Genomic DNA, 17,611 nt, shown 5'->3' with positions numbered 1-17,611 from the left:
CCACACCCTCGATCCAGCAGATGTCAGGGCGGGCGTCGGCATCCACTACAGTCGACCCACTGTCGATATTGGGGGGTGCGGTTACCCGATGGCTTTCACCGACGAGCTGGCGCGCGGGCTGGTGGCCGAGATATCCCCGGCCGAACTGCCGGTGTTCGAACTGGTCCGTGCCGGGTTCGAGGAGGACCCCGCTCGCATGCTGGGCCGCGGCGACCGCCCTGGCTCGGTGCTCGGCTCCGGCTTCGAGACGGTCCTGCTCGTGGTGACCCCGGTGGCACTGGCCGTCGCCGTCGCCGTTCAGCAGCAGCTGATCGATCGAGCTGCGGGATTCACGGTCGACGCGGTCATCCGGGCTGCAAAGAAGGGATGGAGGTCCCGGCGCGGAAGCCCTCAGCCCTCGCCGGAGATCACCGACAGCATGCGGGACGAGGCCGCGGCCGGCACCCGTCAGCTCGTCGAGGAGATCACCGGCGACGCGGACCTCGCCGTTCGATGCGCCGAGGTGATCCGGATCCTGCTGGCCGAGAAGGGCTGAGATGCCCGCGGCGCCGTCCGGCACCTCGGTGCGTTTCGGCGCGCTGGCTGCGGTCGCCGTTGCGGGAACACTTGTCGCGTACGCGAAATTCGCGACCTTGTGGCCCACCGATGGGGTCCGGCGTGAGGAAGCCTGCCAGGTCCGTGTCGGCATGTACTTCACCGATACGCTGGCTGTCGACCCCGACGAGGCGACGTGGGCGGCGTACCGTGCCTGTCTGGCCTCGGTCTGGCAGGCACGCCTGGGCTGGCTCGTCGGTGGCATGCTCGCGTTGGCTCTGGCAGCGGCCCTGCTCTACCGCCTCCAGCCAGTCTGGCGGATCCGGCGGTCCCGGCTGCGCCGGCTCGACGAATTCCCCTCGGTGAGCGCATTCCTCACCGGGCCGCTCACGGAGCTGATCGCCGTTGCCGGGCTGCGGCACCCACCTGTCTTCCTGCTGGACCCGGCGAGCCCGCGCGCCGGTGGCCTGGCATTCGGCCGACGACACCCCACCTACGTCTGCCTGGACGCCGGGATCGTCGCCGCGGCCGTCCGGGACCGGCCGACATTCGACGCGGTCGTGTTGCACGAACTGGCCCACGTCCGTGCCGGAGACGTGCCCGTCACCTACCTCACCATCGCCGTGTGGCGGGCATTCCTGCTGGTCGCTCTGCTTCCGTTCGTGGCGGTCACCTTCCACCCGGCGCTTCTGTCCGCCAACCCGTGGCGGATGCCGGATGCGGAGTCGGTCACCGCGACGAGCGTGTCCATGATGGGCCACGCGGTCGTGATGGTGGCGATGGTCTTCCTGGCCCGGGTGGCCGTGCTGCGGGCCCGGGAGAAGCATGCCGATGTGCTGGTGGCCGACTGGACCGGCCGCCACCAGCCGTACACCTCGGTGATCGCGACACCACCGGCGCGCCGCTGGCGCAGATGGACGACTCACCCGAGCAACGCCGCCCGTAGCCGGGCGATGCGCCGGCCGTACCTGCTGCTGCGTCCCGGTGTCGGCGAGTATTTCGCTCTCGGGCTCGCGGTGGATCTGGCCTGGCTCGAAACCGTCGAGGCGTTGCGCCTGCTCTACTGGTATCACGGCGACAACGCGTCTTTCCTGGTCATGCGGGTCGTGTGGGGCCTGTCGGCCGGACTGCTGATCTGCGGCCTGGTTCTGCAGGGGGTGGCATTCCGCCGAGCGGCCGCCGGCGCCCGGAGTGGTGTTTTCGTTCTGCCAGGGTTCGCGCTGGGCTCAGGGCTCGCGCTGGGCGCGCTGCTTCACGCGCCGGTCGGGGTGACACCCCTGGCCGGCCTCGGCGACCCGGTGCCGCTCGTGTTCGCGGCGGGTGTCGCGGTTTGCTGCGCGGCGCTCAGCGGATGGGCGGGACGCTGCACCGAACTGGCCGGGCCTGCCGTGGCCGGGTGGCGCACCGGCGCCGTCGCGGCCGTCACCCTGCTGACCTGTGTCGTGGTGATCGCGCCGCTGTATCGCTATCCGCACGCCGCGTCCACCGCGGTGTGGCAGTCGCTCGTCAGTCCCGCGCTCGATCTGGTGCGTGAGTACGCCACGGTGGCCGGCGACCCCACCCTCGCGACGCCCTCCCTGTGGGCAGTGGTGGTGCCGTTCCTCTACAACCCCGGCTACCGCGCGGTCGGCGTCTGCCTGGCCGCGTTGTGGGTGCTTCCGGTGCTACTGGTACCCGGCCTCGGCCGCCGACTGCGAGCCGGGCTCCTCGGCTCCGCCGTCGCGACAGCGGTATGGGTCCCGCTGATCGTGTTCCCGGGCGCCGACGACGACCCGGCCACCGCGCTGGTGATGTCCGCCCGCGAACTCACCGGCGCCGCGATCCTGCAACTGGTGATCGCCGTCGTGCTGACCCGCCGGTCAGGCTGGCTGGCGGCGTCCGTCGGCGTCTGGGCGTTCGCCGCGATCTGCACCGCCGGCATCTGGCTCGCGCACGGCAACGACGGTGTCGTCGACAGCGTCCTCGCCGCCCGCCCGATGCAGTTCCTGCCGCTCACCGCCACAGCGGCGCTCCTGATCGGAGCCGCCGTCCCTCGGCCGGCAGGCCCGCAGCCCACCGCTGCCGTCGCCTGGGGCGGCCGCGCCGGCTCCGGCCAGCCGGTTCTCGCCCTGGCCGCGTTGCTCACCATCGTCGGCGCCACACTCGTGTACTCGCCGAAGGCGCCAGGCGCGGTCCCGATACTGCCGCCTGCCACGGCCCCGGCCCGGATCAACCCCGACCAGGCCCTGGTCATCTGGAGCAACGGTGGCGGCCTGCAACAGCTCAACGCGATCACGGCCGCCAACGCGGAGATCTTCTCCGGCCCCGCCACCCCGGAGCACTATGCGGCGGCCTGCCGCCGTTTCCAGCCGGTCGTGGCCGATGCGGCGGCCTTCCCATCCCCGCCCGTGGAACCGGTACGGTCGCAGTGGCAGGCGATGCTGAAATCCTGGCAGACGGCCGCGTCCGAGTGCGTCCGCATCTTCGGCGAGCAAGGAACCGGATCCGACCTGCTGGGCAGGAGCTTCCAGGAGGCGCCGTCCCTGACCACGACGATCCTCGGCGAGTTGGATGCGGCCGCCGCCCGGGTAACCGGAGGCCGCTGAGTGGGTGTTTCAAACAGGATTGGCCGGATGAGTCGATCACATAGCGGGTCTGGCGTTTGGTGGGTCCGCCGCGGGTAGGCCGGTTGAGCATTCCGGTGAACCTGGCCGAGGTCGCACCACCGGCTCGTCCCGGTGGCCCGGGCGCCCGGGCATCTGCGACGCAGGCAGCAAGCCGAGGGCGGCGAGGACGGCCAGGACCAGCAAAGCCGGGCCCATCCTCGCGACAGCGGAGCCGGCTGCGCCGGCGGCGACGGCGATGCCCAGGGTCGGCCCGATGTTCATCGCTGTCTGCTTGAGCCCACCGACGACTCCCGCGTATCCGGGCGGTGCGTCACCGACCACGCTGGCGGTGGCAGTGACCATCACGGTGGCATACCCGGCACCGATGACGGCCAGGGCCGCGGGCATGCCGATCCACGGGCTGTTCGGACCGACCCGGGACAGCCCCACGATGCCGAGCACGACGAGGACAGTGCCCGCGATCGCGGTGCGCCGAGCACCGTGCCGACGGAGCGCGACGCTCGCGGCGGGTGCGCCGAGGATCATGAGCGCGGTCAGCGGAAGGACACGCACTCCACTGGCGAGCGGGTCGAGGTGAAGGGCGTCCTGCAGGAAGAACGTGCCCATGAACAGCACACCGAAGAGGCCACCGCTGATGACCAGCAAGAGTGCCATCGACGCCATCACCGGTACGGACCGCGCCACGGCACGCGCAACGATCGGGTGTGGAGTGCGGCGCTCGTGCCAGGCGAGCACCGCCACGACACCGGTGAAGGCGAGGATCTCCAGCAGCGTCGGCGCTGCGGTCCACCCCCGCGCTGGTACCCCGGCCAAGGCATGAACCAGGATCGCGAGCGCGATCGCGAGCAGGCCCGCCCCGGTCAGGTTGAGCTGCGACGAGACGGCACGTTGCGGTGCAGGCGTGCGCACAGCGGCGGCGAGCGCGGCGATGACCAACGCGATAGGCACGTTGACCCAGAACGCAGCTCGCCAACCCAACTGCGCCACCAGCACACCGCCGAGGAGGGGACCGGAGCCCGCTGCCACCGCGATCGCCGCGGTGCGGACGGCGATCGGCGTGCCGAGCCGGTCGGCGGGATACACCAACCTCAGCAGCGCGAGTGTCGCGGGCTGCAGAAGGGCACCGAACCCGCCCTGCACCGCGCGCAGGACGATCACCCCTTCGATGGCCGATACGAGCGCGATCCCGGCTGAGGCGGCCCCGAAACCGAGCACGCCGACGAACAGTAGGCGCGGATGCCCGTACCGGTCCCCGAGACGCCCGGCGATGACGAGTAGCGCAGCCACCGTGACCAGATAGCCGGTACTCGTCCACTGGACCTGCGCCACGCTCGCGTCGAGGTCACGCTGCAGGCTGGGCTGCGCCATGAGCAGGATGGTGCCGTCCAATGCGACGATCATCGCGCCTGCCGCACTGACCAGAAGAGCGAGCCGCCGCTGTAAGGGTGTGGTCATGAAGCCACCGGACCTGGATGGGCGTCCGCGACCCGCGATGCCGGACCGGCCACCGTGCCGAGCATGCTGTCCAAGGCTCCTCGTCAGCTTCGGGTCAGGATGAAGTCTTTGCGGCTGCGCACTGCGGCGAGCACCTCGCGTGGCGCCCGTTGCGGTGAACCGGCCTGGTAGGGCGGCTGCGGGTCGTACTCGTGAGCCAGCTGAACGGCCTGCGCAACGGCATCTCCGGCGATGCGGCCGGCCAGGGTGAAGGCCATGTCGAGTCCGGCGGACACGCCGGCGGCGGTCAGGTACTTGCCGTCGGTCACCACCCGCTGTGCGACCGGGACGGCTCCGAGCGGGGCGAGTTGATCGTGTGCCAGCCAGTGTGTGGTGGCGCGCCGGCCGGTAAGTAGCCCCGCGGCGGCTAGCAGGAGCGAGCCGGTGCAGACCGAGGTGGTCCAGGTGCTGGTGGTGTCCACCGCGCGTAGCCAGTCACGGATCGGCCCGTCGCCCATGTGGTGGCGTTGCCCAGGCCCGCCGGGCACCACGACCACGTCGGGCCGGTCCACCTCGGACAGGGCGGCGTCGGCGGTCAGCGCCAGGCTGCCGACCTCGGTGCGTACCGGTCCAGGTCGTTCGCCCACGAACACGACCTGCGCTCCGGGCAGGTGGGCCAGTACCTCGTACGGGCCGACCGCGTCCAGGGCGGTGAGCCGGTCGAAGAGCAGGACGGCAATCTGCATGGAAACCCTCCGTTGATCGGTCAGAATCGGCGCCGGTATTCGCCGGGCGAGACGCCCAACTCGCGGACGAACGCGCGGCGCATCGTCTCGGCCGTGCCGTAGCCGCAGCGGGCGGCGATGCGTTCCAGCCCGTCGTCACCGTCGTGCAGCAGACGGCGCGCGGCCTCCAGCCGTACGTTGTCGACGTAGCGGCCCGGTGTCCGGCCGACCTCGTCGGCGAAGGCTCGCGCGAACTGGCGCGGCGACAGGCTCGCCCGCCGGGCCAGGGCCGCCACGCTGAGATCCGCGTGCGGGTTGTCGGCGATCCACCGCTGCACCTCGCGCAGCCCCGGCCGCGCCGCGAGCTGCCCCGACAACTGGGTGCTGAACTGCGCCTGATTGCCCGGCCGCCGCAGGAACATCACCAGATGCCGGGCGATCTCCAACGCGATCTCCCGGCCGAGGTCCTCCTCGACCAGCGCCAACGCCAGGTCGATGCCGGCCGTGACGCCGGCCGAGGTGGCGATCGGCCCGTCCCGTACGAAGATGGGTTGCGGGTCGACCTCGACGTCCGGGTATCGCCGCGCCAGACTGTCGCACACCCGCCAGTGGGTGGTCGCCCGGCGGCCGGCGAGCAGGCCCGCTTCCGCCAACAGGAACGCCCCGCTGCACACCGAGGCCACTCGCCGCGCCCGCGACGCGTGCCGCCGCAACCAGTCGACCACCGCGGGGTCGTTGCTGCGGGTTCCTTCGCCGCCGGGCACGACCACCGTGTCCGGCGGCGGCGCGGCGGACAGGTCGAGGTCGGGAAGCAGGGTCAGGCCGCTCGACGTACGCACCGGCGTCCCGTCGGGGCTCGCAGTCGTGACCCGGTAGGCCCGTGGGCCGGCGCCGGTGAACACTTCCAGCGGACCCGTCACATCGAGGCTCTGCACGCCCTCGAAGACGATGATCAAAACGTCGCGGCCTGCCACGAACTCAGCTTCCTGGTCGTGGGCGGTGACAGCAATGTCGTAGATCCCACCTTTCCTGCCACCCATGTCGCCGCTCTCGTCAATGACGAGCGGACCGAGGACCATAGTGCGCCGGGCGTCTGCCGGGGGACCGGCTTGCCCGCAACCTCGACGAACTCCGCAGGCTCGTGCGGACGCTGACTGGCAAGGCCGTGCGGGGGGAAGCCCGTCAAGAAGGGCCCCATGGCCATCGGCTGCTGCCGGTGATGGGTGCCTTCGCCGAGTACGAGCGCGCCCTGATCCTGGAACGCCAGCGCGAGGGCATCGCCGTGGCTGGCCGCCGGCACCACCGCCTGCCCTCGATCAAGGCCCGCCTTCGGCGACCCGTTCGGCAACCACATCCGCGTCACCCAGCCAGCCGAGCAGGCGACCGCCATCACCGACAAGGACCGAGCCCGCTGGTACGGCTCCGCCGTGTCCTCGGAGTCGTTGGGCGGAGCGATCCGCGCCAGAGGAGGCCGACGATCTCGGCGCCGGTAGGCCCTTTCGCGAACCTGATCCGCACCGCCTGAACTCCACGCTGACCCCGCTTTGCGGACGGATGCCACGATGCCCGTCGTGACGACGCCTCTGACACCGATGAATGCCGGTATCGCCCTGTCCGGTCGTGCAGCAACTGTTCTCGGTGCGGCGACGGCCGTGTTTCTTCTCGGCATCCACCTGCAAGGCGATGGCGTCTGCAGCCCTGACGAGACCGCCGTGAACGCGTTCATCGTGGCTGCCATGATCGCGGTCGTGGGCTTGACCGCGGTGGCACTCACCGTGCTGCGCAGCAGATACCGGGGTGTGCGGGTCGCTGCCCTGGCCGGATGGTGCGCGACCCTGCTGCCGGCGTATCTACTAATGGACTGGTCGATGCGATACATCGCTTCGACCAGTTCGGGCTGCCCGATGTGAGGCTCAAGCGGATCGGCTCGACCAACGTCCCGCCACATCGACCCCGCAGTGACCGGGGCCCGGCCAGACTGGGCCGTCAGCCACCGGCACGACGATGCTGGCACAAAACCGTGATCACTCCGGGCGCGGGTATCCCTAGGCTGACCAACGTCAATTGATCAACACGTTCGTTGGAGACACCGTGTCCACCCGCACCATCGCGTTACTGCTCGCCGGCGCCGGCCTGATCCTGAGCACCACCGCCTGCACCAGCGGCACGACCACCCCGGCCGCCGCGGCCAGCGTCCCGGCTACCGAGGCCACGTCTCCGGCCCCGGCAACACCCAGCCGGTCGTCCGACTCCACCGGTGTACCGGGCACTCCGACCGGGTCCGCGGCGCTGAAGGCGAACCAGCGACTCGCCGACGAGGGCGCGTTCCCGTTCCAGGCGGCACTGCTGAACCTGAAGGCCACCGAGGAGGGGAAACCCGCCTCCGATGACCGGGAACGACTCTCCTGCGGCGGCAGCCTGCTCGACGAACGCCACGTCCTGTCCGCCGCTCACTGCTTCTACTTCGACTCGGCGGAGGCACCCGACCCGCTGCAGGACTTCCGCGTCGTGGTCGGCCGTACCACCCTCACCAGCAAGCAGGGGCAGGTGCGCCGGATCGCCCGGGTCGACCTGCACCCCAAATACAGCGTGCGGCCGCAGAGTTACGACGTCGCCGTGATCACGCTCGACCAGCCGGTGACCGGCATCGAACCGGTGACGCTGGTAGAGCCGGGCGACACGTCCCTGCAGCGTCTCGGCAGCCTGGTCACCTACACCGGGTGGGGTTCCCCGGAGACGCACCTGGACGATGATCCCCTCCAGCCCACTTCGGATCGCATGAAGCAGGCCAGCGTGCCGATGATGGCCGGTGACGCCTGCCGGACGGCCTACCAGAAGCACGCGTATCAGGCCGCGCCGGACCTGCGGGTGTCGCTGTGCACCAGCACCACGGATCGGATCGGTCACTGCGTCGGCGACAGCGGAGGCCCGCTGTTCGCCACCGACGCGGGCCGGGTCGTCCAGCTGGGCGTCGTCAGCTTCGCGGCGGGATGCGGCGATCCCCGCTATCCGAGCGTGTACACCCGGCTGAACAAGGGCGACATCAACGCCTTCATCCGAAAGACTGCCGGTTCAGGCGCCTGATCGATCCCATCTTGTACGCCTTCCGTGAACCGACGGGCGGCGCAGCCGGCGCCGCCCGCCGGATCATGGACGGGCCGACTCTGTCACAACGCCGGGACCCGCTCGCCCCGTTGAAGGCGGGCGCCGAGTCCGGCCCGGCCGATGCGTTCGGCGTAGAACGTCAGCGCGTACGGCTGCACCGACAGCAGAATCAGGAGCCGGTCTCGACGACGATCGCCAGGCCCGCCAGGCCCAGCAGGCTCAGCGTGACCGCCGCGAGCAGGAGCACGAGCAGCAGCTTGGGGTAGGGCCGGGAGAAGTAGACGCCGGCGGCGCAGACACCACCGACCGCGCAGGCCAGGGTAGGAACCAGGCGGGCGCCGGTGCTGTCGCCCCAGGCGATCGACAGCACGGCGAGGATTCCGATGGACAGGCATACGCTGGCGATGGTCGAACGCAGGTTCCAGTAGGCCGTGCGCTGAAGCCGCTCGATGGCCTCTCGATACCTTGCCGCGGCGGCTTCCCGTTCCTGCGGCGTACCACGCCTTCTGCGCTCGTTGTCGTCCGCCATGACATCGACCGTAGTCATAGGCGCGGATCGGTGCCGGCATGCGGCGGTGTTGTTGACGTGGACCAGGTGGCATTAGCGCTTGCGAGCGACGCCGGCCCAGGCGTGGGCCGCCTCCAAGTTGTTGACCGGTTCGTCGGGCCGCCATGCCGACACCGGGCAGAGGCCCGGGCACAACAGCTCCCAGTCGCCGAAGAACTTCTGTACTGCTTCACGGGCGCGGGCGGTCAGGGGCATGCCGGCATCGGTTGCCGTGGCGATCGCCGTGTTGATACCGGCGGGGTTGAAGTCGGCGGTCGGGTGGGTGATTGCCAGGTAGCTGCCGGATGGCAGGGCGTCTCGTAGCTGGTCGACCTGGCTCCATGGGTCGTCGGTGTCGGCCAGGAGCATGAGGGTCGCGATCAGGGTGAGCCCGACCGGCCGGTTCAGGTCGAGGGTGTCGCACAGTGTCGGGTCGGTCAGGATGGTGGCCGGGTTGCGGAGGTCGGCGTCGAGGTAGGCGACGTGGCCGTCGGGGTGGCTGGTCATCAGGGCGCTGGCGTGGACGAGCACGATGGGATCGTTGTCGACGTAGACGATCCGTGCCGTCGGATCGACGTCTTGGGCGATCTCGTGCAGGTTCGGTGGGTGGGGTAGGCCGATGCCGATGTCGAGGAACTGGCGGATGCCCTCCTCTGCGGCCAGATAGCGGGTCACCCGATGGACGAACCTGCGGTTCTCGGCGGCAGTGTGATGCAGTCGGGGAACAGCGCGGATCATCGCGTCGCCGACGGCGCGGTCGACGATGAAGTTGTCCTTACCGCCGAGCCAGTAGTCGTACACGCGGGCGTAGTGCGGCGCGCTGATGTCGACGCCGCTGCGTCTGGGCGAGGAAGTCCTGTCGTCGGTCATGACCTCGCCGCCCTCGGAGAACCGTCGGCGTCGGCCGATGCCGGGCAGATGATCTGGCGATGGCTACGCGAGGTGACGGTGTTCCAGGCCTGTTCGGCGGCGAATACCGCCGACAGGTCGGGTGCGCCGTCAGTGTCGAGCTGCCGGGTGCAGACGGGGCGATGCTCAGCGACGAGGCGCATCGCGGTCGGTGATCCGGGGAGGATGATCGGTTCCAGTACCGATTCCCGCGACCATGCCGTCCTGCGTGTCTGGGTGCGCAGGTCTGCCGCCTCTCGGCGCATCTGGCAGCCGACGAGGGCTTGGGCGTAGACGACCGCGATCCGTACGCCCAGTCGCGCGCTCCGGATGCGGATAGTGGTCCAGTCCTGCCAGGTTCGGCTGGTATGCCACAGAGCCTGGCCGCACCGGCCGCCATGGTGCGGGCTGCCGGCCAGCCGCAGACGCAGCCGCACTGTGAAGGAGTCGTCCCCGTGGCCGGAGGCCCGCTGCTTAAACGGCTGCGGGCAGCCAGGGTTGCCGTCGTAGGTCTGTCCGTGTCGTAACCAGGCCGGTGGCGCCGCGAGTTGATGCAGCCACTCCTCATCATCTGCGTTCACGCGGACCTCCGGGACCGGCGGCGGGGGACCAGCCGGTGTGTGGTTGCTCGGGAACGTCATGCCGCCGCTCGCCCGCCAGCCTGCAGAGAGGGCTCCGGCGTGCTTCTCAGCGCGTCGGCCCATGCGATCACGCGTTTGCGGATCACGCCTGGCAGTACGCCGGTCGTGCGTTCGCCGTATACGTCTTCCAGCATTTCGATGGCTGCCGACGCCAGGTAGAGGAAGAGAATGTTGCGGTTCATGTACTGCTCGGCCAGTTCGACCTTGCCGGGCGCGCACGGCCACGCCTCTTCGCACTTCCGGCAGTTCCAGGAGGGGCGGTTCGGTTGATGCTCGGTGCGGGGTGTCAGCATCACCACGACCGCCCGATGTCCGTGTTGTTCCCCGGCCGCGTCTGCGGGTAGCGGGTGTGTACAGACTCCAGCCGCGCGTCCGGACACCGGTGCCAGCGAAGGCCACAGGCGCACAGCGCCGTGCGGAACCAACGTCTCCGTCGTTCGTGCACCTGACCTCCTCCGAGGCGGAATCTCGCCCTGGGACCTTGTCGTTTGCATCCAAGAGCGGAAGGCCAGAGGGTTCTGGCATATGCCACTCAGGTGGAGTGTGGCATAGGCCAGTCGAAGTCGGCAATGTGCGGTGACGTTCTGTTCACGGACGTGGAGGAGCTGCGGCGATCACGCCACCGGGTAAGTCGCCTCGAACGCCCAGCGATCCGGTGGATACATGGCCTCAGTGAACTCGAGCGGCCGATCCTCGCTGTCATACACCACGTGACGTACAAGCAGGACGGCCGACGGATCCGGTAACCGCAGGAACTCGCGCTCGACATCTGTGGCAAGCCTGGAGCTCATCTCGTCGCGGGCGTACCGCGCCTGCCGGCCGGTAGCCTGCTCGACATATGCCATCGTGCCGACACGGATGCGTTCCCGAATCAACAGATCGGGTGCCTTCTCGCCGACCGCGTGCGCGTACCAGGCAGTGGAGAGTTCGACCGGTGCATCATCGGCATGGATCAGCCGCTGACGGCGTACCACCCGGTCGCCGACAGCAAGACTGAGTGCCTCTGCCACATGAACTGGGGCAACGTCATAGGCGGCGGACAGGATCACCGCGTGCTCGTTCGCTGGATAGATCTTGCCGGTATCCCGCGCCCGGGAGTACCGCTCCCGAGCCAAGCGGTTGGGTTTCATGCGGTCACGCACATACGTGCCCGAACCCTGTCGACTCTCCACGAAACCCTGCTGTCGCAGAGCATCGAGTGCTCGCGCGGCGGTGGGCCGGGCAACGGACCAGTCGACGGCGATCTGCCGCTCTGACGGCACCTCGTCGCCGGGACCCAGGTCGCCGCGCAGGATCTGATCGCGCACGTGGTTGGCGATCTGCAAGTACTTGGGCAGGACCCGCTGAAGCTCCGGCAACTCGTTACCTTCTGTGACTGGCATAGCCTGGTGGCCACTGCGCCGAGTATGCCATCGATAGGCTGGCAGGATGGGAACGCTACTGGTCGCCGCTGGCGGCGGCGGCGACGCCATCGCGGCAGCAGCTCTGTCGGCGCTGGCCCCGGATGAAGCCGTCGGCATAGCGACCATGGCCTGGGACCGGTTGATCATCGACCCTCTACCGGGTCCCCGCCGCGCAGCCGACTTCCGTGCACTGGAAAAGCGTCAAGGCTGGTGGCAGGTGACTCCGCACAGCCGACCCATCGCTCCGGCAGGATCCACGCTGCCACGCCTCGCTGACGAGATCCCGCTACCTCTGGTGCTGCTGGACCCAACCAACGGCGCCCACGACATGCGACAACAGATCGAGAACGCTGCGACGGAGCTGCGCGCCGACCACATCCGCCTGGTCGACGTGGGCGGCGACCTGCTCGGCCAACCCGGAGACAGCGGGCTGCGGAGCCCGTTCGGCGACGCACTCACCGCCGCCAGCTGTCTGACACTTCCCACCAAAGCGTGGATCGCCGGCCCCGGACTCGACGGCGAACTGAGCGAAAGCCTCGTCTGGCGCCGTGCCGAGAAGCACGCGACAGTGCAGACCCTCGACCCCGAAATCTGGAAACCCTACCTTCGTACGCTCGACTGGCACCCGACCGAGGCCACAGCCCTTCTCGTCTCCGCGACCTACGGCCTTCGCGGAACAGTCGAAATCCGTGACGCCGGACTACCTGTTTGCCTTTCCACGCGGAGCCCGACCGTCCTCGAGATGGAGCTGACCGCCGTCGCCGACATCAATCCTCTCGTTTCGCTGCTGGCCGACACCGAGTCCCTCGCCGAGGCCGAGAGCCGTGCCGTGCAGACCATGGGCGCCACCGAACTCGAAACCGAAAGAACCAAAGCAGCCAAGACCAAGCGGAGTCGCGTTTTTGCCTCCGACGTGCTCATGTCGCTGCCCGAATGGGAAACGGAGGCCAGGGGCCGCAACGTTGACTTCGTCACCTATCGACGCCTTGCTGAAGCACTCGGCCACATTGATGTGCCAGCCATGAAGGCGCTTCTGGCGGCTCGTCATCCCCGTCGAGTAAACGGCTTTCTCTGGGCAGTTAGTGACGAAGCGGACCAGCCGCTTCAATGACCTCGCCTCAACACGTGATGTGGGCACCGACGTACGCCAGCCAGGAGCAATCCCCGAAATGTCGGCTCCATCGGGCAATATGGCAGCGTGCTCAGCGACCTTCTCGCCCTGGCGGAACAGAACCGGGTGGCTGCCTTGGCCGGCCTCGACCCGAAGACTCAGGATTCCCTGGGTCAGTTCTTCACGCCCGCGCGCGCGGCGGCGCTGATCGCCTCGTTGCCGCGGCTTCCCGGCAGCGGTCGGATTCGAGTGCTGGATCCCGGCGCCGGTTCGGGGATGCTGACCGCCGGGTTGGTGGCTCGCGTGATCCAGGAGCGACCCGGCCTCGCCGTTCACGTGGTGGCCGTGGAGCGTGACGAGGCTGTCCTCCCGCAGCTGGCGGACACCCTCGACGCTTGTAAGGCCGCTGGCGATGGTCGATTGACCTGCGAGCTGATCCCCGGCGACTTCATCGCTGCCGCCACCGGATCGAGCGCGGACGAGCGTCTCACCGGCTTCGACCTGGTGATCCAGAACCCGCCCTACGCCAAATTGGCCGTGTCGTCGCCGGCCCGGGCAGCCGTGCGCACGGCTGGCGCAGACGCTCCTAACCTGTATGCGGCTTTCCTGACCCTGGGGGCTGCCGCACTCAACCCCGGTGGCCAGCTGGTCGCGATCACTCCCCGATCATTCTGTAACGGGCCGTACTTCGGTGGCTTCCGCGCTTACCTGCTGCGTCAGATCGCGCTCGACCGTTTGCATGTCTTCGAGTCCCGTTCGACCGTCTTCGCCGACACCGGCGTGTCACAGGAGAATGTGGTTTTGTCAGGCACCAAGGGCGGACTCCGCGAGACGGTGGTGTTGTCCACGAGCACCGGACACGAAGACGACGCTGCTCACCGCGAGGTGCAATACGCTGATGTGGTTCATCCTGACGATCCGCATCGGTTCATCCGGATCGCCACCAATGATGACGACACCGCGGCGGCTGAGCGCATGCTGTCGCTACCGGACACCTTGGCGTCACTGGAAATCACCGTGTCGACCGGCCGCGTGGTCGGCTTCCGTTCGCGGGATTGCCTGCTCACTGATGCCTACCCGAACGCCGCTCCGCTGGTCTACCCGGGAAACCTCAGGGGTGGCCGGGTGGTGTGGCCGCGGCAGATCGGGAAACCCCAGTGGTACCGCGCTGTCGCCGAAAGGGATGAGAAGCTGCTGCTCCCGGAGGGTTGGTACTGCGTCGTCAAAAGGTTCTCCTCCAAGGAGGAGCGCCGCCGCATTGTTGCCGCCGTCTGGTCACCCGAGCAGGTCCCGGGTCCGGTGGCGTTCGAGAACCACGTGAACGTGTTTCATGCCGGCGGTGCGGGCCTCGACCGCGACATCGTTTTCGGCCTGTCGATGTGGCTCAACTCATCGTTGGTCGACACGTTCTTCCGAACTTTCTCCGGTCATACCCAGGTCAACGCCACGGACCTCCGGACCATGCGATTCCCCGACGCGGAGTCGTTGCGGCAGATCGGTCGACTGGCCCCGGCACAGCTGCCTGAGCAGGCCGACATCGACGCTACGGTCTACAAGGTGCTGGACGCGACCGGTTCAGCGCCTGGCAGCGAGCCTTTCACAGCCAGTAGATGAAGACCGTCTGGCCGCCGCCCGTGGGTCTCACAGCTGGCGTCGCTGTGCCAACAGCGCTTCGGATGACCTGCGGAGCGCGTGCCGCCGTACATCTGCCGTCTCAGGTTTTTGACCTTGATGTTGGTGGGTTTCAGGTGGTGTGGGCCTCGATCTGGTGCAGGAATCGGTTGGCGTGCCGGCGGCTGGTCAGGTGCAGGTAACGGGCGTGTCCGGCATGGTCGGCCACGAGCTGGTCGACGCGTGGGCGCATGCGGCGGCGGTAGCCGAGGACGTACTTGACGAACGACCAGGTGATGCGGTCGTAGACGCCGTCGGTGTGCTGCCCGCCCCGGTACTGCCGGCGGCGCCGGACGATGCTCGCGAGACAGATCGCGGCGGGCAGGTCGAGGAAGATGACAGTGTCGGCGCGTTCCAGGCGGATCGGCAGCGTCGAGGCGTAGTTGCCCTCGATGATCCACCGCTCGCCGGCGACCAGGTCCCGTTGTGCCGCGGCGAACCTCTCCGGCGGGCTGGGGTTCCAGTCGTCGTCGTAGTACAGCGCGTCGAGGTTGGTGACCGGCAGTCCGAGACGGGCCGCGAGCGCGCGGGCGAGGACGGTCTTGCCGGAGCCGCCGCAGCCGATGACGGCGATTCTGTCCATGGACTCCGACGGTAATCCCCGCTGCGGTGCATGCCGGTCACCGCCGGACTTCCGCCGAGGTGACGTTGCGCCAGCCCACCATTACGAATACAGTGTTCGCGAACGGTGTTCTCCAATAGGTGAGGCGACGATGACCAGAACCCACATCACTGCAACCAACGGTGACGTACGGCTCGCCGTCGACGATCTCGGCGGCGCCGGCGGTGATCCGCTGCTGCTGATCATGGGGCTCGGCGTATCCCGCTTCTACTGGCCCGACGGCCTGGTCAACGCACTGATCGAGGCCGGCTTCAGCATGGCCTCGTTCGACGGACGCGACGCCGGCGGCTCCACCCACTTCGACGACGTCCCGGTCGGCAACCCGGTGACCGAGCTGTTCCGGCGCCGGCCGCCCGTCTACACCGCCGAGGACATGACCGACGACACCGTCGCCGTCCTGGACGCGCTCGGCTGGCAGCGCGCCCACCTCTTCGGCGTCTCCCAGGGCGGCCTGGTCGCCCAGCGCACCGCGCTACGACACCCGGACCGGGTACACACCATGACCACGTACGCCGCCATACCCAGCGACATCCGCGGCGCGTCCGTCCTGCGCTACGTTCGACTGCCGTTCCTGGCACGCATGGCCCGCATGCGCCACCCCGCCGGCCGCGACGGCGACATCGCCGCCGGCCTGGACCTGCTCCGGGCGGTCGCCTCACCGGTCTACCCGTTCGACGAGCACGACGCCCGCCTCCGGGTGGAACGCGAACTCGACGCCGGACTGCCCAGCGGTGTCCGCGACAGCCGCGCCCAGGCCCGGCAGGTCAGCGCCACCTGGCACGGCCCGCGCCTGCGCGAACTCCGCGTGCCTACCCTGGTGATGCACGGCGAACTCGACCCGCTGGGCCGCCCTGCCGCCGGCCGCCGCATCGCCGCGTCGGTGCCGGGCGCCCGCTACGTCGAACTGCCCGGCGCCGGCCACGACCTGCCCCGGGAGATCTGGCCCACGGTGGTCCGCGAGATCCGCGCCCTGGCCGGCTGACGAAGCTGTCGCCGCGTGAAGGGCCGACAGGGCCCCGCCTCCTGTCCGGCCACTTCGTGTCAGGATGCGGTCATGGCGGTTCCGCGATCCCACACCTCCGGCGCGGTAGCGGCGATCGGGACGTCCGTGCTGCTGCTGGCCTACTGCGCTTTCATCAGTCTCGGCCTGCCCGACGGTCTGCTCGGCGTCGGATGGCCGTCGATGGCACGCGAGCTGCGGGTCTCCACCGATTCCGTGGGCGTGCTGCTGTTCGCCAGCACGGTCGGCTACCTGCTGTCCAGCGTCGCGGCCGGATTCACCCTCGCCCGGCTGGGTGTCGGACGGCTCCTGGCCGGCAGCACGGCGCTCGCCGCCCTCGCCCTGGCCGGATACGCCGCCTCCCCGGCGCTGGGATGGCTGCTGCCCTGCGCCCTGCTCGCCGGAATCGGCGGCGGAGCGATCGATACGGGCCTCAACGCGTACGCCGCGAACGCCTTCGGTCCTCGGCACATGAACTGGTTGCACGCGTTCTTCGGCCTCGGTGTCGCCATCGGGCCTCTGATCATGACCGGTGTGCTCGGTGGCGATCTGTCATGGCGATGGGGCTACGGGCTGGTGGCCTGCGCGCAGGCGATACTGGCCATCGCCTTCGTCGTGACCGCACGGGCCTGGACACCCCACCGCGCCGCCGGCACGCAGGCGCAGGCATCCGGGGCCGCCCCGGACGTGCCGCTGCCGCGAGTCGGAGCGACCCTGAGGATGCCCGCGGTGTGGCTCAGCATGTCGGCGTTCGCCGTCTATGTCGGGCTCGAGGTGGCCACCGGCCTGTGGGCGTACCTGTTGCTCACCGAAGTCCACGCCCTCAGCGCCACCGCTGCGGGGCTGTGTGTCTCGGCCTACTGGGCGAGTCTGTTCGTCGGCCGGGTCGTGCAGGGCTTCACCGTGGAACGGCTCGGCACCACCCGTACCCTCCTCGGCGGCCTCGTCGGCATGCTGGCAGGCGCTGTGCTGATCGCCGTTCCCGGCCCGGCCTGGGTGGCCGTCGCCGGCCTGATGATGATCGGTTTCGCCGCGGCGCCCGTGTTCCCGCTGCTGACGTTGACCACGGCTGACCGGGTCGGGCCGGCGCACGCCGACCGGGTGATCGGTTTGCAGATGTCGGCCACGGGTCTGGGTGGAGTACTCATTCCCGCCGGCGTCGGTGTGCTCGTCGAGCGCGTCGGGGCGTACACCCTCGGGCCGTCACTGACCGTTCTGTCGGTGGCCCTGCTGGCGCTGTATGTGGCCGCGACCCGCTATCGCGGGCGCTCTTCCTGACCGGTCGCCTGTCTCGAGTGCCGCTGACGCCCGGCCCCGAGACAGG

The 17,611-nt window shown here is 69.3% G+C and carries 18 protein-coding genes; 9 read left to right on the top strand and 9 right to left on the bottom strand.

The window, feature by feature from the left end; all coding sequences use genetic code 11:
- Nucleotides 1-88 precede the first annotated feature (88 nt).
- Together ACFO0C_RS01955 and ACFO0C_RS01950 are read left to right on the top strand one after the other, a co-directional pair.
- Complete coding sequence (locus ACFO0C_RS01955; RefSeq protein WP_378064715.1) at nt 89-535, top strand: hypothetical protein; 447 nt, start codon at nt 89-91, stop codon at nt 533-535.
- Nucleotide 536: 1 nt separating this feature from the next.
- Nucleotides 537-3,119, top strand: coding sequence for a M48 family metalloprotease (locus ACFO0C_RS01950; protein WP_378064714.1), 2,583 nt, complete (start codon nt 537-539; stop codon nt 3,117-3,119).
- Between the two features lie 36 nt (nt 3,120-3,155).
- On the opposite strand, the gene ACFO0C_RS01945 is transcribed toward ACFO0C_RS01950, so the two are convergent.
- The 3 genes from ACFO0C_RS01945 to ACFO0C_RS01935 form a co-directional block, all read right to left on the bottom strand.
- Nucleotides 3,156-4,595: an MFS transporter gene (locus ACFO0C_RS01945; RefSeq protein ID WP_378064713.1), complete on the bottom strand. Its 1,440-nt coding sequence runs from the start codon at nt 4,593-4,595 to the stop codon at nt 3,156-3,158.
- 83 nt (nt 4,596-4,678) lie between these two features.
- Nucleotides 4,679-5,320 (bottom strand): DJ-1/PfpI family protein, encoded by a 642-nt coding sequence (locus ACFO0C_RS01940; protein ID WP_378064712.1) that lies wholly within the window; start codon nt 5,318-5,320, stop codon nt 4,679-4,681.
- A gap of 20 nt (nt 5,321-5,340) precedes the next feature.
- Nucleotides 5,341-6,273 carry a GlxA family transcriptional regulator gene (locus tag ACFO0C_RS01935; protein WP_378064711.1) on the bottom strand — a complete coding sequence of 311 codons (933 nt, stop codon included), beginning with the start codon at nt 6,271-6,273 and terminating at the stop codon, nt 5,341-5,343.
- 167 nt (nt 6,274-6,440) lie between these two features.
- Here ACFO0C_RS01935 and ACFO0C_RS49025 point away from each other — a divergent pair, with 167 nt between their 5' ends.
- The 3 genes from ACFO0C_RS49025 (at nt 6,441) to ACFO0C_RS01920 (ending at nt 8,383) form a co-directional block, all read left to right on the top strand.
- Complete coding sequence (locus ACFO0C_RS49025; protein ID WP_449190629.1) at nt 6,441-6,824, top strand: hypothetical protein; 384 nt, start codon at nt 6,441-6,443, stop codon at nt 6,822-6,824.
- Nucleotides 6,825-6,861: 37 nt separating this feature from the next.
- On the top strand, nt 6,862-7,209 hold the full coding sequence (locus ACFO0C_RS01925; protein ID WP_378064710.1) for a hypothetical protein: 348 nt from the start codon (nt 6,862-6,864) through the stop codon (nt 7,207-7,209).
- A 181-nt stretch (nt 7,210-7,390) separates the two neighbouring features.
- Nucleotides 7,391-8,383, top strand: a complete 993-nt coding sequence (locus ACFO0C_RS01920; protein ID WP_378064709.1) for a serine protease — start codon at nt 7,391-7,393, stop codon at nt 8,381-8,383.
- A gap of 190 nt (nt 8,384-8,573) precedes the next feature.
- On the opposite strand, the gene ACFO0C_RS01915 is transcribed toward ACFO0C_RS01920, so the two are convergent.
- The 5 genes from ACFO0C_RS01915 to ACFO0C_RS01895 form a co-directional block, all read right to left on the bottom strand.
- Nucleotides 8,574-8,933, bottom strand: a complete 360-nt coding sequence (locus ACFO0C_RS01915) for a hypothetical protein (RefSeq protein ID WP_378064708.1) — start codon at nt 8,931-8,933, stop codon at nt 8,574-8,576.
- A gap of 72 nt (nt 8,934-9,005) precedes the next feature.
- Complete coding sequence (locus ACFO0C_RS01910; RefSeq protein ID WP_378064707.1) at nt 9,006-9,821, bottom strand: SAM-dependent methyltransferase; 816 nt, start codon at nt 9,819-9,821, stop codon at nt 9,006-9,008.
- The gene (locus ACFO0C_RS01905) at nt 9,818-10,420 is read right to left on the bottom strand and encodes a hypothetical protein (protein WP_378064706.1); all 603 of its coding nucleotides are present in this window, start codon (nt 10,418-10,420) and stop codon (nt 9,818-9,820) included. Before ACFO0C_RS01905 ends, ACFO0C_RS01910 begins: the two co-directional genes overlap by 4 nt.
- Nucleotides 10,421-10,476: 56 nt before the next feature.
- Nucleotides 10,477-10,779, bottom strand: a complete 303-nt coding sequence (locus ACFO0C_RS01900; protein ID WP_378064705.1) for a hypothetical protein — start codon at nt 10,777-10,779, stop codon at nt 10,477-10,479.
- 315 nt (nt 10,780-11,094) lie between these two features.
- A complete protein-coding gene (locus ACFO0C_RS01895; RefSeq protein WP_378064703.1) occupies nt 11,095-11,838 on the bottom strand; it encodes a GntR family transcriptional regulator in 744 nt (247 codons plus the stop codon).
- 70 nt (nt 11,839-11,908) lie between these two features.
- Here ACFO0C_RS01895 and ACFO0C_RS01890 point away from each other — a divergent pair, with 70 nt between their 5' ends.
- Nucleotides 11,909-12,994: a DUF1152 domain-containing protein gene (locus tag ACFO0C_RS01890; RefSeq protein ID WP_378064702.1), complete on the top strand. Its 1,086-nt coding sequence runs from the start codon at nt 11,909-11,911 to the stop codon at nt 12,992-12,994.
- 87 nt (nt 12,995-13,081) lie between these two features.
- Complete coding sequence (locus ACFO0C_RS01885; RefSeq protein WP_378064701.1) at nt 13,082-14,608, top strand: Eco57I restriction-modification methylase domain-containing protein; 1,527 nt, start codon at nt 13,082-13,084, stop codon at nt 14,606-14,608.
- A 130-nt stretch (nt 14,609-14,738) separates the two neighbouring features.
- Here the strand turns inward: ACFO0C_RS01885 and ACFO0C_RS01880 are convergent, their stop codons facing one another.
- A complete protein-coding gene (locus ACFO0C_RS01880) occupies nt 14,739-15,248 on the bottom strand; it encodes a topology modulation protein (protein ID WP_378064700.1) in 510 nt (169 codons plus the stop codon).
- 130 nt (nt 15,249-15,378) lie between these two features.
- Between ACFO0C_RS01880 and ACFO0C_RS01875 the strand changes: the two genes are divergently transcribed.
- Entirely contained in the window at nt 15,379-16,269 is an 891-nt protein-coding gene (locus ACFO0C_RS01875; protein WP_378064698.1) for an alpha/beta fold hydrolase, read from the top strand.
- 72 nt (nt 16,270-16,341) lie between these two features.
- Nucleotides 16,342-17,565, top strand: a complete 1,224-nt coding sequence (locus tag ACFO0C_RS01870) for an MFS transporter (RefSeq protein ID WP_378064697.1) — start codon at nt 16,342-16,344, stop codon at nt 17,563-17,565.
- Nucleotides 17,566-17,611: the final 46 nt, after the last annotated feature.

Source organism: Actinoplanes subglobosus (assembly GCF_042650585.1).
Classification (GTDB): Bacteria; Actinomycetota; Actinomycetes; order Mycobacteriales; family Micromonosporaceae; genus Actinoplanes; species Actinoplanes subglobosus.
This window is presented reverse-complemented; position numbering and strand designations above follow the sequence as displayed.

Coding starts and splice junctions, on each gene's coding strand:
- ACFO0C_RS01955 (WP_378064715.1), top strand. CDS start 89: ATGGCTTTCACCGACGAGCTGGCGCGCGGGCTGGTGGCCGAGATATCC.
- ACFO0C_RS01950 (WP_378064714.1), top strand. CDS start 537: ATGCCCGCGGCGCCGTCCGGCACCTCGGTGCGTTTCGGCGCGCTGGCT.
- ACFO0C_RS01945 (WP_378064713.1), bottom strand. CDS start 4,595: ATGACCACACCCTTACAGCGGCGGCTCGCTCTTCTGGTCAGTGCGGCA.
- ACFO0C_RS01940 (WP_378064712.1), bottom strand. CDS start 5,320: ATGCAGATTGCCGTCCTGCTCTTCGACCGGCTCACCGCCCTGGACGCG.
- ACFO0C_RS01925 (WP_378064710.1), top strand. CDS start 6,862: ATGCCCGTCGTGACGACGCCTCTGACACCGATGAATGCCGGTATCGCC.
- ACFO0C_RS01915 (WP_378064708.1), bottom strand. CDS start 8,933: ATGGCGGACGACAACGAGCGCAGAAGGCGTGGTACGCCGCAGGAACGG.
- ACFO0C_RS01910 (WP_378064707.1), bottom strand. CDS start 9,821: ATGACCGACGACAGGACTTCCTCGCCCAGACGCAGCGGCGTCGACATC.
- ACFO0C_RS01890 (WP_378064702.1), top strand. CDS start 11,909: ATGGGAACGCTACTGGTCGCCGCTGGCGGCGGCGGCGACGCCATCGCG.
- ACFO0C_RS01880 (WP_378064700.1), bottom strand. CDS start 15,248: ATGGACAGAATCGCCGTCATCGGCTGCGGCGGCTCCGGCAAGACCGTC.
- ACFO0C_RS01875 (WP_378064698.1), top strand. CDS start 15,379: ATGACCAGAACCCACATCACTGCAACCAACGGTGACGTACGGCTCGCC.
- ACFO0C_RS01870 (WP_378064697.1), top strand. CDS start 16,342: ATGGCGGTTCCGCGATCCCACACCTCCGGCGCGGTAGCGGCGATCGGG.